We start from the raw sequence: 12274 nt of genomic DNA, 5'->3' as shown, positions 1-12274 counted from the left end.
TCGATGCGGCGAGGTTAGAGAGCACGGCGTGGGCAGGCAGTGAAACCCATGTGAAAAAAGTCTTGGAGGCGCTTGTTACAAATTCCGTAGGACAAAAACCTTTCAGCTCTCGGATTTGCGGCCGATACAGTCCTGCTTACACCCTTGCTGGCGCAAAAAAACAACAATCTTCCAGCCTGACCGACGATCAAGACGCACAACGTTTTTCTGGAGGATTTTTGATGAATAGCTGGTTCGGCAACATCAGCGTGAACCTGAAACTGGGGCTCGGATTCGGCCTCGTCCTGGCCCTGACCTGCATCCTGGCGCTCACCGGCTGGACCAGTCTGGGCGGCCTGATTGACCGCAGCAACTGGATGAGCGACATCACCCAGCTCAACGCTGGCCTGACCAAACTGCGCGTGGTGCGCCTGCAATACATGCTGACCAACGGCGATGAAACCGCCGCGCAGAACGTGCAGACCACCCTCGACGGGTTCGCCGCCCAACAGCAGAAGCTGATCAGCAGCTTCAAGAGCCCGGAAAACGTCAAGCTGCTCAAGGAGCAGGCGGCGACCATCGCCGATTACCAGACTTCGCTGAACAAGATGCGTAACGCCTACCGCACCGGCAACACGGCGCGCGACTCGATGGCCACCAGTGCCGCGACGGCTTACGGCCTGATCGAAGCGCTGAGCAACCGCGTTCAGCAAATGCCGCTGAGCGATGAGCGTTTCGAGCAGTTCCAGGCCGTCACCGCCGCCAAGGAAGCGTTCATCCTGGCGCGCTACGAAGTGCGCGGCTACACCGCCACCGCCAACGCCGAGACCGAGCAGAAAGCCGTCGGCCAACTGGACGTGGCCATCGCCAGCCTCAAGCCACTGAACACGCATTTCGCCAGCACCCAACAGGACGCCCTGCGTCAGCTGGAAACCGCACTGACCAACTACCGCAGCGCCTTGCAGGCGTTCAAGAACGCCAACACCGATGCGGTGCAGGCGCGCAAGGAAATGACCGATCAGGGCGTGACCATCGTGACCCTGAGCGAGCAGCTGTATCAGATCCAGCTCGATCGCCGTGATGCAGAAAGCGCCCAGGCCCGCACCCTGCAACTGATCAGCACCCTGCTGGCGTTGCTGGTCGGCATCATCGCTGCCTTCATCATCACCCGTCAGATCACCCGTCCGCTGCAGGAAACCATGGCTGTGGTCGACCGCATCGCCAGCGGCGACCTGAGCCAGAACGTGATCGTCACCCGCCGCGACGAACTCGGCGTGCTGCAACAAGGCATCGCGCGCATGGGCGTGACCCTGCGCGACCTGATCAGCGGCATCCGCGACGGGGTGACCCAGATCGCCAGCGCCGCCGAAGAACTGTCGGCCGTCACCGAACAGACCAGCGCCGGCGTGAACAGCCAGAAGGTCGAGACCGATCAGGTCGCCACCGCGATGCACGAGATGACTGCCACCGTGCAGGAAGTCGCGCGCAACGCCGAAGAAGCCTCGCAAGCCGCAGCCGCCGCTGACGGCGAAGCCCGCGAAGGCGACAAAGTGGTGAACGAAGCCATCGCCCAGATCGAACGTCTGGCCAGCGAAGTGGTGCGCTCCACCGAAGCCATGAGCGTGCTGCAACAGGAAAGCGACAAGATCGGCAGCGTCATGGACGTGATCAAGGCTGTGGCCGAACAGACCAACCTGCTGGCCCTCAACGCTGCCATCGAAGCGGCCCGTGCCGGTGAGGCCGGTCGCGGTTTTGCCGTGGTTGCCGACGAAGTCCGTGGCCTGGCCCAGCGCACGCAGAAATCCACCGAGGAAATCGAAGGCCTGGTGGCCGGTCTGCAGAACGGCACGCAGCAAGTGGCCGCCGTGATGAACAACAGCCGCGCCCTGACCGACAGCAGCGTGGCCCTGACCCGCAAGGCTGGCGACTCCCTGGAAAACATCACCCGCACGGTGTCGAACATCCAGTCGATGAACCAGCAGATCGCCGCAGCCGCCGAACAGCAAAGCGCCGTGGCCGAAGAAATCAGCCGCAGCATCATCAACGTCCGCGACGTGTCGGAACAGACGGCGGCGGCGAGTGATGAGACGGCCAAGTCCAGCGTTGAACTGGCGCGGTTGGGTGGACAGTTGCAGCAGATGGTGAGTCATTTCCGCGTGTAAGCACTGCACACGAAAGCCGATGTACAAAGAAGGGCAGCTGAAAAGCTGCCCTTCTTTTTTGTCCTGAAATTGTGGGCTTTTTTGAGCGGTGTTTATCAACCGCTGAGGTTTTCTGAACGTGATGGCAGATCAAGTTCGACGCCACCCAAGGCGCCGAATCGATTGCGTATCCGAGTACCTAATCCGCCGGCTCGATCAACCGTAGCCAACGCGTTCTCCAGAATCTGCCGCGCTTCGTCTTCCATGGAATGACCGTTTTGGACGGCGGCGATACGCAATTGCTCTGTCACCTGCTCATCGAGTCGAATAGTGATGCTGGTCATGAGGCTTCCCCCGCAATCTTTGAAATGAGTGATCGCAGACTAACAAACCAGTTCGAAGATCTCTGTATGGTCCCAAGGCCAGCCATTTACTTTATTCGCGGATTCAAATTACCTTTCAGAGCGCTCATCCGCCCACGGCGGCCTCGATCAAGAGGATTCGGTCATGCAATCGCTCGGCTTCACCTCCGTCCCACCGCTGCTCAAGTACCTGCGCCATGCCGAACATCTGGGCCTGGCCATCGAGCCTGCGTTGGCGGCGGCCGGGTTGCAGGCGCAGCAGTTGAGCGACAACAGTCTGCGCTTGCCGGGGGAAACCCATGAGCGGTTGCTCGATTACTTTTGCGAACACTCGGGCGATCCGCTGTTCGGCCTCAACGCCGCGAATTTCGTGCTGCCCAACTCCTGGAGCGTGCTCGGCTACATCACCATGAACTGCGCGACATTGGGCGATGCCATGAACCGCATCATGCCGTTCGAAAAACTGGTGGGCGACATGGGTGTCAGCCGCGCCGAGGTACACGACAGCCACGTACACCTGATCTGGAGCTGCCGCTTTGAGCGCCCGCGGATTCGCCGGCATCTGGTGGAAAACGTGCTCGGCTCCTGGCTGCAATACGCGCGCTGGATCGCCGATACCCGACTGTCGCCGGCCGCCGTGTGGCTGGAACACTCACTCCCGGTGGGCACGACGCTGGCGCAGTACGAACAGTTTTTTGAATGCCCGGTGCTGTTCGATCAGGCGTATTCAGCGCTGATCGTGCCGTTGCCGTATTTGCAGTTGCCGTTGCGCCAGGCCGATGCGCATTTGCTGCGCACCCTGGAAGAACACGCGCAGAGTTTGATGGCGACGCTGGAGGATGCGTCGCTGGAGCAGCGGGTCAAAAGCATCCTGCGCCAGTTGCTCAAGGAAGGCCTGCCGCGCAAGGAACAAGTGGCCGAACATCTCGCCGTCTCGGTGCGCACGCTGCAACGCCAGTTGCATCAGGCCGGCACGTCGTATCAGCAGATTCTCGATGAACTGCGCCAGGAACTGGCCGAGCATTACCTGCTCAACAGCACCCTGCCGATTCAGGACATTGCCCAGTATCTGGGCTTCAGCGAATCACGCTCCTTTCACCGCGCCTTCAAGAGCCGACGCGGGATGCCGCCCGGTGAGTTTCGGCAGACTCACCGGGTTAGTGGTGGTGGCGAGTAAGAGTACGGCTCACAGCAGTCCTCTCACCCCAGCCCTCCCGAAACGTCGGACCGCCCGGAGGGAGAGGGAGCCGACCGCAATATGCTCATGATCTACGCCGACCTGAAAAAGCTTCTGTGAATCCATAATCGAGAGGGAGCCGACCGCGAAATACTCACGATCTACGCCGAACTGAAAACGCTTCTGTGAATCCATAATCGCCACGATCTTTCAGGTCGATGCATGACGATAGACACCTCGGTCAGTCCCCTCTCCCTTGGGAGAGGGTTAGGGTGAGGGGGCTTTTGGCTCAGAGGCTGATCGCGTTGGTGAACACCAGACGATTGCCGAACGGGTCGGCGATGGTCATGTCCTGGCTGCCCCAGGGCATGGCCTGAATCTGTGGATGCGAAAACTTGTATTCCTTGGCCAGCAACTGCTGCTGAAACGCCTCCAGCTCATCGGTCTCGATCCGCAGGGCCGAACCCGGTGTCGCATCGCCGTGGTGTTCGGACAGATGCAGCACACACTCGCCGCGCGAAACCTGCAGGTACAACGGAAAACCGGGTTCGAAACGATGCTGCCAGTCGATCTTGAAGCCGAGAAAGTCGACGTAGAATTCCACGGCTTTGGCTTCATCGAAAATCCGCAGGATCGGGGTGGTTTTGCCGAAGCTCATGGGTTGCTCCCTGACTGATTGGCCCCAGCGTGTAGCCGGGGTGGATGTCAGCAATTCGGCTTGGTGATGGCTTTCTTTAATTGCAATGTGCCATCACCGTGACGCAGTCAACAAAATTCAACGAAAGCCGTCGCGCAGATCGCCCTGGCGCGCGAGGAACCGCCCTGGTCTCTGGCCGTTGGCCTGACCGTCGCGGTAACTCAACACGCCATTGATCCACACGCCATCAATGCCTTGGGCGGCACGTTGCGGGTCGTTGAAATCCGCCACGTCACGCACGGTTGCCGGGTCGAACAACACCAGATCCGCCCAGTGCCCTTCACGAATCTCTCCCCTGTCTTTCAGGCCGAAACGCGCCGCCGACAGACCGGTCATCTTGTGCACGGCGGTGTGCAGCGGAAACAGGCCGACATCACGACTGAAATGTCCGAGCACCCGTGGGAAAGCACCCCACAAACGCGGGTGCGGGAACGGGTCTTCCGGCAGACCATCGGAGCCGACCATCGATAGCGGATGGGCGAGGATCCGGCGCACATCGTTCTCGTCCATCCCGTAATACACCGCACCCGCCGGTTGCAGGCGTTTGGCGGCGTCGAGCAACGACAGGTTCCATTCGGCGGCGATGTCCATCAGGTCGCGGCCGCCCATTTCAGGATGCGGCGTCGACCAGGTGATGGTGATGCGGTGGGCGTCGGTGACCTGCTTCAGATCCAGGGTCGAAGAACTCGCCGCGTACGGGTAGCAATCGCAGCCGACCGGATGAGTTTTCGCCGCTGCTTCCAGCGAAGCGAGCAACTGCGGACTGCGGCCCCAGTTACCGGCACCGGCGCATTTGAGGTGGGAAATGATCACCGGTGATCGGGCGTGGCGACCGATGCGGAAGGCCTCGTCCATTGCTTCCAGCACCGGTTCGAATTCACTGCGCAGGTGGGTGGTGTACACCGCGCCAAATGCATTCAATTCTTCGGTCAATTGCATGACTTCGTCGGTGGATGCCGAGAACGCGCTCGCATACGCCAGCCCTGTGGATAAACCAAGGGCGCCCGCCTCCAGACTTTCACGCAACTGCTCGCGCATCGCGCTGATTTCATCGTCAGTCGCGGTGCGAAACAGATCATCAAGATGGTTGCTGCGCAGCGCCGTGTGCCCGACCAGTGCCGCGACGTTCAGCGTGGTGTTGGCCGCTTCAACCGCAGCCCGATAATCGCTGAAGCGCGGATAGACGAACGCCGCCGCCGAGCCGAGCAGGTTCATCGGATCCGGCGGATCGCCGCGCAAACTGACCGGCGCCGCGCTGATCCCGCAGTTACCGACAATCACTGTGGTCACGCCCTGGCTGAGCTTGGGCAGCATCTGCGGCTGGCGGATCACCACGGTATCGTCGTGGGTGTGCACGTCGATGAAACCCGGCGCCAGCACACGGCCGGCGGCGTCGATTTCATCGGTGGCGCGGGCATCGCCCAAGTCGCCGATCTGCGCGATGCGGCCATCGAGGATCGCCACGTCGGCGGCGTAACCGGGGCTGTTGCTGCCGTCGATGACCAGCGCGTTGCGAATCAGGGTGTCGTACAGCATGTCAGTCTCCCAGCGGCAGGTGATCGTCGCCGCCACGGTATTCGTCGAGGGCGAGTTTGATCCGCCGCAGACGTTCTTGATTGTCTTCAGGATTGGCCAGCGCAAGCTCGGTGGCCAGCACGTCGATGGCGAGCAGCATGCCGTAGCGCGCCGCCGTCGGTTTGTAGATGAACGAGGTCTCGGCGCCTTGCAGCGGCAGGACGATGTCGGCCAGTTCCGCCAGTGGCGAGTCGGCGCGGGTGATGGCGAGAATCCGTGCACCGTAGTTGCGCGCCAGCGCCACGGTCTCCAGCAACTCCGGGGTGATGCCGGTCAGCGAACAGACGATCACTACCTGCTCGGCGCTGAGGCTGGCGGCGGTGACACGCATCATCACGGCGTCGTGGCACACCGCAATCGGGTAGCCGAGGCGCACCAGCCGCACCTGCAACTCATCGCTGCACAGGGTCGAGCAACCGCCGATGCCGAAGGCGTGGATCATCCGCGCCTGGCCCAGCAGTTTCACCGCATCGGCGAAGCGCGATTCGTCGAACGCCGCCAGATGCTGGCGCAGGGTGGTTTCGATATCGCCGACGATCTGCCCGTAAAACGCCGACTGCTCGGGCGTGCCCGCCGGGTCGAGGAAACGGCTGCCAACACCACTGGCCTGGGCCAGTTGCAGGCGCAGGTTGCGCAAGTCGCGGCAACCGACCGTGCGGGCAAAGCGCGACAGCGTGGCGGTGCTGACTTCGGCCCGCTGCGCCAGCTCTTCGAGGCTGGCGGAGGCGGCAAATCCTACGTCGTCGAGCATCAGACGGGCGATGCGTCCTTCACCGGCGCTGAAGGAATCCTGACGGGCGCGGATCTGATAAAGGATGTCCATGGCGGATAACTCCGACTACAGCAGGTAAGAAAGACCGACGGTCAGGGCGAAAGCGACAATCGAGATCAGGGTTTCCAGCACCGTCCAGGTTTTGAACGTCTGGGCCACGGTCATGTTGAAGTATTCCTTGATCAGCCAGAAGCCGCCGTCGTTGACGTGGGAAAAGATAACCGAGCCCGCGCCGGTCGCCAGCACCAGCAGTTCCGGGTGTGGATAACCCAGACCGATGGCCACTGGCGCCACTACGCCGGAAGCCGTGGTCATGGCGACGGTGGCCGAACCGGTGGCGATGCGCATCAACGCGGCGAACAGCCAGCCCAGGATCAGCGGCGACAGGTGAAATTCGTGAGCGAGGCCGACGATCTGATCGGTGACGCCGGCGTCCACCAGAATCCGGTTCAGACCGCCACCGGCGCCCACCAGCAAGGTAATGCTGGCGGTCGGCGCCAGGCATTCGTTGGTGAATTTGAGGATCGATTCGCGGTTGAAACCCTGCGCAATGCCGAGCGTCCAGAAGCTCAACAGCGTCGCCAGCAACAGCGCGATCACCGAGTTGCCGATGAACAACAGGAACTGATTGAAAGCGCTGCCCGGGGTGGAAATCAGGTTGGCCCAGCCGCCGATCAGCATCAGCACCACCGGCAACAGAATGGTCGCCATGGTGATGCCGAAACCCGGCAGGCTGTCGCGGGGTTCGCGTTCGAGGAATTGTTTTTCCAGCGGGTTATCCGCCGGCAACTGAATGCGCGGCACAATGAACTTGGCGTATAGGGGGCCGGCAATGATCGCCGTCGGAATGCCGATGGCAATCGCGTACAGCAAGGTCTGCCCGACCGACGCCTGATACGCCTGCACCGCCAGCATCGCCGCCGGGTGCGGCGGCACCAGCGCATGCACCACGGAGAGACCGGCAACCATCGGCAGGCCGACCATCAGAATCGACACGCCGACCCGCCGCGCCACGGTAAAGGCAATCGGCACCAGCAACACGAAACCGACTTCGAAAAACAGCGGCAGCCCCACCAGAAACGCAATGCACACCATCGCCCAGTGCGCGTTCTTCTCGCCAAAGCGCTCGATCAGCGTGCGCGCCATCTGCTCGGCGCCACCGGACTCGGCCATCATCTTGCCGAGCATCGTCCCCAGCGCCACCACCAGCGCAATGTGCCCCAGCGTCTTGCCCACCCCGGCCTCATACGCCCCCACCACCCCGGACGGCGGCATCCCTGCCACCAGCGCCAGGCCAATGGAAATCAGGGTGATGACAATGAACGGATTGAGCCGGTAACGGGCGATCAGAACGATCAGGGCGATGATGGCAATGGCGGCGTACACCAGCAGCCAATAACCGAAGGACGGTGTCATGCGGTACTCCTCGAAAGGGTCACGTTCGAATGGGTTGTGAAACTCATAAATCATTTCGAGACCGAGTTTTCAAACCAAGTGAAAGTAATTTTCGTGGAGGGATAAGGGTTGTCGTTTTTGGATATGTCTTGTCGCGAATAATGAAAATCGCGGGGTGGGATTTTCATAATCCTCGGGCACAAAAAAACCGGTGAAAACAAGCAAGCTTGCTTCCACCGGTCTCGGGAACGTCACCTTTTCAGCGTGGACTCACACCATTTCGTTACGAATCCATTCAACCACCGACGTACGCTTCGGCGCCCAGCCCAGCAGTTCGCGGGCGTGTTTGCCGCGGACGCGGCTGTTGGAGCCGAGGCCGTAGTTGGCCATTTCGTAACCCCACTCGGCTTCGGCGTCTTTCAGTGGCCAGTCTTGTGGCTGGCCCAGATTCAGGGCTTCGGCCATGGCGGTGGTCATGTCGATGAACGACGCTTCGCCGCTTTCGACGAAGTAGAAGGTGCCCGGGACGTTTTTGGTCAGGGCCAGCAGGTACAGCGCCACCACGTCTTCGATGTGCACGTTGGACCAGATGTTCTGACCGGTGCCGACGTGGCGCACCACAGCGCTTTTGCGCGCCTGTTTCAGCAGGCGCGGCAGTTGCACGCTGTCGCGATTGACGCCCAGGCTGTGGCCGTAGATCAGGGTGTTGCAGATGACGGCCGAGTTCACGCCGTCCTTCGCTGCGGCGAGGATCAGGTTGTCGATGGCCACGCGTGCGGCCTTGTCGACGGTCGGCTCCGGCAGGTTGTCTTCGAAGTAGATGACGTCGCTGGATTTGCCGCCCGACGCATCACCGACGATGCTCGAACCGCTGGTGTGCAGGAACACTTTGTTCGAGCCGCGCAGGGCATCGAGCAAGGCTTCGACCGCGCCGCGATGATCGCTGCTGGCGGCGTTGATCACGGCATCGGCGGCGCGGGCCTGTTCGGCCAGCAATGCGTTGTCGTCGAGGGTGCCGATTACCGGGGTGATGCCCAGTGCTTTCAGCTCATTGGCCTGTTCGGCGCTGCGCACCAGACCGGTGACGGTGTGGCCGGCCTGGACCAGACCGGTGGCGATGGAGCCGCCGATAAAGCCGGCAGCGCCGGTGACGAATACGTTCATGGAGAAACTCCCTGCGTGAGTAAGTGATGCAACGAGTATCGACCGGCGAGCCCGGTAGAAAAACCCGCCCATAACCAAATCACTGTTGCGCAGGGGTCACGAATCAGCCTTTGAAATCGGCGCTGGCGTAAGCCGCGAGTTTGCTCTGGATGAAGTCGAGGAAACACTGAATGCGCAGCGCCAACTGCGAGTTGCGGTAGTACACCGCGTTGATCGGCTGGCGATAACCGCTGTTGAATTCCGCCAGCAACACCTTCAGCCGCCCGGCACGAATGTCGTCGATGGTCATGAAGTGCGAAAGACAGGCAATGCCTTGGCCTTCCAGCGCCAGATGGCGAACCGTCTCGCCGCTGGAGGCGCTGATCGCTGGGGTGATCGGCCAGCGATCGCCGTGCACGTAACGCAGCGGCCACTGGTTGAGGCCTTCGTTCTGGGTGAAGCCGAGCAAGGTGTGTTCATTGAGATCGGCCACTTCCAGCGGTGCACCGTGTTTTTCCACATACGCAGGACTGGCGACGATCAACAGCGGACTGCAACCCAGCGAGCGGGCATGCAACGTCGAATCGGCGAGGGTGCCGATACGGATGGCGACGTCGGTGCTTTGTTCCAGCAGGTCAATGATCAGGTCATTGCTGTTGAGTTCGAGCTGGATGTCCGGGTACAGCCGACGGAATTCGTCGATGTACGGCACGACGGCGTGGAGCATGAACGGCGACGCGGCGTTGATCCGCAGTCGCCCTGATGGCGTCTGCTGGCGCGAAGACAGGCGCTCTTCGAGCTGGTCCATCTGGTCGAGGATCAGCTTGGCCTGTTCGAAGAAATACTTGCCCTCCTCGGTCAGGTCCATGCGCCGTGTGGTGCGGTTGATCAGCGTGGTGTCGAGCTTGGCTTCCAGCCGCGACAGCGTGCGGCTGACCGCCGACGGCGTCTGTCCGACCTGCTCGGCGGCGGCGGAGATCGAACCGCATTCGATCACGCAGACGAAAATCTGCAACTCATCGGATCTGGCTTTCACGGGTGTCCTCGAATCGAAAGGCCTGCTGCGCAAGCTCAGGCCTTCGATAGTAGCCGAGCGTCAGGCCTTGAGGCCAAACACCTCGGTCAGATGCTGCTCATAACGCGCGACATCCGCTTCGATGTTCGGGCGCTTCATCACGTCCACACAGAGGAACGTCGGCAGGCCGGTCATGCCAAGAAACTCGTTGGCCTTGTGGAACGGGAAGTACACCGCGTCCACGCCTTTGGCTTCGAAGAAATCGGTCGGATCATCGAACGCCTGCTGCGGCGCGTTCCAGGTCAGCGACAGCATGTACTGCTTGCCGTGGATCAGACCGCCGCTGCCGTACTTCTGCGACGCGTCGGAACGGGTGCGACCGTCGCTGGCGTAGAGGCTACCGTGGCCTTCGGTGAAGACTTCGTCGATGTACTTTTTCACGGTCCACGGTGCGCCCATCCACCAGCCCGGCATCTGATAAATGATCACGTCGGCCCAGAGGAATTTGGCGACTTCTTCGGCGACGTCGTAGCCCTCGTCGATGAAGGTGGTCTTGACGTCGACACCGCCGCGATCCAGCACGCTCAGCGCGGCTTCGTGCAGGGTGGTGTTGTAACGACCGTCGGAGTGGGCGAATTTTTTACCGCCATTGAGCAACAGCACTTTTTTCATGGGGGAGCCTCGATCGGATTCCGATACGCAGCGCAGAGCGCTGGATGGAGAAGGGGAAAAATTGAATGGCGGCAGATTAGCGATCCGCCTCGCGCGGAATAAGCAACGGTTGCGCAAAATTCATTTGAGTAAAACGCACGAATCGAATGCCGATTGTTGCCGTAGGATTGGCCGCCATCTGAATCTGAATGGAGTTTTTTGCGATGAGCGAACGCCAGGGTTTCATCCTGCACGCCAAGACCCGCCCGGAAAAAGCCGAGGCCTTCGAAGCGTTTTTCCGCGCCTACGTCGAACCGAGCCGCGCCGAACCCGGCTGCATCGAGTACCACATGCTGCGCGACAAGGAAGACCCGAGCCTGTTCATTTTCTACGAGATCTGGGAAAGCCAGGCGCATCTGGACGTGCACTCGAACCTGCCGCACATGCAGCAGTTTCTGGCCCAGCGCATGGAGTATCTGGAGCGTGATTTCGATATCCGCCCGATTGAAATGCTCAGCGATTCGTCCGCTAGCCGCTGATCAGCAGATGGGCGCCGAGCGCGCCCAGACCGATGAAAAACACCCGCTTGAACAGCACGGCGCTGATGCGTTGACGCAGCCATTGCCCGAGCCACATGCCGAGCACTGCCGGGATCAGCGCCAGCAGTGAGGCGCTCAGTTCTGCGCCGCCAAGTGAGCCGCGCCAGAGCAACCCACCGGCCAGCGCCAGAGTCGACACGGTGAAGGACAGGCCTAGCGCCTGCACCAGTTCATCGCGGCTCAAGCCCAGGGCCTGCATGTACGGAACGGCGGGAATCACGAACACACCGGTGGCCGAAGTGATGACGCCGGTGATCACGCCACACAGCGGACCAAGCCATGGTTCATGGCGGCGACTGACACTCAGCGTCGGCAGGAACAATCCGCTCAGCGCATAGAGCAACAGCGCCGCGCCGAGCCCGCGCACCACCCAATGCCCGCCGGCCATGCCGATCCACAAAGTGCCGACCGCCGTGCCGAAGAAGATCGCCAGCAGCATAGGCCACAGCCGTTTCACCAGCCCCTGCAAATGCCCGCCGAACGCCAATTGCCAGACGTTGGTGAGCGTCGCCGGGATGATCAGCAACGCCGCAGCCTGCGACGGTGCCATAGCCAGACCGAGCAAACCCATGGCGACGGTGGGCAGGCCGAGGCCGATCACGCCCTTGATCATGCCGGCGACGACGAAGGTCGCGATCACCAGCAATGACAGGGTCAGGCCGAGGTTTTGATAGAAATCTGCGAGTGCGTTCATGGCGATACTGTGCGCCTGCGCGGATGAACTGAAAATCTGTCATACACTGAGGCAGCCTCTCTCACAGCAAGAGT

The 12274-nt window shown here is 61.3% G+C and carries 12 protein-coding genes; 3 read left to right on the top strand and 9 right to left on the bottom strand.

The window, feature by feature from the left end:
- The first annotated feature begins 221 nt into the window (after positions 1 to 221).
- The gene (locus GQX66_RS15090; protein WP_240869905.1) at positions 222 to 2141 is read left to right on the top strand and encodes a methyl-accepting chemotaxis protein; all 1920 of its coding nucleotides are present in this window, start codon (positions 222 to 224) and stop codon (positions 2139 to 2141) included.
- 95 nt (positions 2142 to 2236) lie between these two features.
- On the opposite strand, the gene GQX66_RS15085 is transcribed toward GQX66_RS15090, so the two are convergent.
- Positions 2237 to 2464 (bottom strand): Arc family DNA-binding protein, encoded by a 228-nt coding sequence (locus GQX66_RS15085; RefSeq protein WP_240869897.1) that lies wholly within the window; start codon positions 2462 to 2464, stop codon positions 2237 to 2239.
- Positions 2465 to 2627: 163 nt separating this feature from the next.
- Here GQX66_RS15085 and GQX66_RS15080 point away from each other — a divergent pair, with 163 nt between their 5' ends.
- Positions 2628 to 3659, top strand: a complete 1032-nt coding sequence (locus GQX66_RS15080) for an AraC family transcriptional regulator (protein ID WP_240869893.1) — start codon at positions 2628 to 2630, stop codon at positions 3657 to 3659.
- Between the two features lie 289 nt (positions 3660 to 3948).
- Here the strand turns inward: GQX66_RS15080 and GQX66_RS15075 are convergent, their stop codons facing one another.
- From GQX66_RS15075 to GQX66_RS15045, 7 genes are all read right to left on the bottom strand, one after another.
- Positions 3949 to 4317, bottom strand: a complete 369-nt coding sequence (locus tag GQX66_RS15075; RefSeq protein WP_011332360.1) for a glyoxalase superfamily protein — start codon at positions 4315 to 4317, stop codon at positions 3949 to 3951.
- Positions 4318 to 4434: 117 nt separating this feature from the next.
- On the bottom strand, positions 4435 to 5892 hold the full coding sequence (locus GQX66_RS15070) for a D-aminoacylase (protein ID WP_240869891.1): 1458 nt from the start codon (positions 5890 to 5892) through the stop codon (positions 4435 to 4437).
- A gap of 1 nt (position 5893) precedes the next feature.
- Entirely contained in the window at positions 5894 to 6754 is an 861-nt protein-coding gene (locus tag GQX66_RS15065; RefSeq protein WP_240869889.1) for a MurR/RpiR family transcriptional regulator, read from the bottom strand.
- Positions 6755 to 6769: 15 nt separating this feature from the next.
- On the bottom strand, positions 6770 to 8119 hold the full coding sequence (locus tag GQX66_RS15060; RefSeq protein WP_240869888.1) for a gluconate:H+ symporter: 1350 nt from the start codon (positions 8117 to 8119) through the stop codon (positions 6770 to 6772).
- 249 nt (positions 8120 to 8368) lie between these two features.
- On the bottom strand, positions 8369 to 9262 hold the full coding sequence (locus GQX66_RS15055) for an NAD-dependent epimerase/dehydratase family protein (protein WP_102687326.1): 894 nt from the start codon (positions 9260 to 9262) through the stop codon (positions 8369 to 8371).
- 103 nt (positions 9263 to 9365) lie between these two features.
- The gene (locus GQX66_RS15050) at positions 9366 to 10277 is read right to left on the bottom strand and encodes a LysR family transcriptional regulator (RefSeq protein WP_240869887.1); all 912 of its coding nucleotides are present in this window, start codon (positions 10275 to 10277) and stop codon (positions 9366 to 9368) included.
- 60 nt (positions 10278 to 10337) lie between these two features.
- On the bottom strand, positions 10338 to 10928 hold the full coding sequence (locus GQX66_RS15045; RefSeq protein WP_085746851.1) for an NAD(P)H-dependent oxidoreductase: 591 nt from the start codon (positions 10926 to 10928) through the stop codon (positions 10338 to 10340).
- Positions 10929 to 11131: 203 nt separating this feature from the next.
- Here GQX66_RS15045 and GQX66_RS15040 point away from each other — a divergent pair, with 203 nt between their 5' ends.
- On the top strand, positions 11132 to 11446 hold the full coding sequence (locus GQX66_RS15040) for a putative quinol monooxygenase (RefSeq protein WP_085608002.1): 315 nt from the start codon (positions 11132 to 11134) through the stop codon (positions 11444 to 11446).
- On the opposite strand, the gene GQX66_RS15035 is transcribed toward GQX66_RS15040, so the two are convergent.
- Positions 11436 to 12200, bottom strand: a complete 765-nt coding sequence (locus tag GQX66_RS15035) for a sulfite exporter TauE/SafE family protein (RefSeq protein ID WP_240869886.1) — start codon at positions 12198 to 12200, stop codon at positions 11436 to 11438. The genes GQX66_RS15040 and GQX66_RS15035 overlap by 11 nt on opposite strands.
- Positions 12201 to 12274: the final 74 nt, after the last annotated feature.

This window comes from Pseudomonas sp. B707 (assembly GCF_022496685.1).
Taxonomy (GTDB): domain Bacteria; phylum Pseudomonadota; class Gammaproteobacteria; order Pseudomonadales; family Pseudomonadaceae; genus Aquipseudomonas; species Aquipseudomonas paraglycinae.
The sequence above is the reverse complement of the archived record's forward strand: the minus strand, read 5'-3'. Positions and strand labels throughout refer to the sequence as shown.

Coding starts and splice junctions, on each gene's coding strand:
- GQX66_RS15090 (WP_240869905.1), top strand. CDS start 222: ATGAATAGCTGGTTCGGCAACATCAGCGTGAACCTGAAACTGGGGCTC.
- GQX66_RS15085 (WP_240869897.1), bottom strand. CDS start 2,464: ATGACCAGCATCACTATTCGACTCGATGAGCAGGTGACAGAGCAATTG.
- GQX66_RS15080 (WP_240869893.1), top strand. CDS start 2,628: ATGCAATCGCTCGGCTTCACCTCCGTCCCACCGCTGCTCAAGTACCTG.
- GQX66_RS15075 (WP_011332360.1), bottom strand. CDS start 4,317: ATGAGCTTCGGCAAAACCACCCCGATCCTGCGGATTTTCGATGAAGCC.
- GQX66_RS15070 (WP_240869891.1), bottom strand. CDS start 5,892: ATGCTGTACGACACCCTGATTCGCAACGCGCTGGTCATCGACGGCAGC.
- GQX66_RS15065 (WP_240869889.1), bottom strand. CDS start 6,754: ATGGACATCCTTTATCAGATCCGCGCCCGTCAGGATTCCTTCAGCGCC.
- GQX66_RS15060 (WP_240869888.1), bottom strand. CDS start 8,119: ATGACACCGTCCTTCGGTTATTGGCTGCTGGTGTACGCCGCCATTGCC.
- GQX66_RS15055 (WP_102687326.1), bottom strand. CDS start 9,262: ATGAACGTATTCGTCACCGGCGCTGCCGGCTTTATCGGCGGCTCCATC.
- GQX66_RS15045 (WP_085746851.1), bottom strand. CDS start 10,928: ATGAAAAAAGTGCTGTTGCTCAATGGCGGTAAAAAATTCGCCCACTCC.
- GQX66_RS15040 (WP_085608002.1), top strand. CDS start 11,132: ATGAGCGAACGCCAGGGTTTCATCCTGCACGCCAAGACCCGCCCGGAA.
- GQX66_RS15035 (WP_240869886.1), bottom strand. CDS start 12,200: ATGAACGCACTCGCAGATTTCTATCAAAACCTCGGCCTGACCCTGTCA.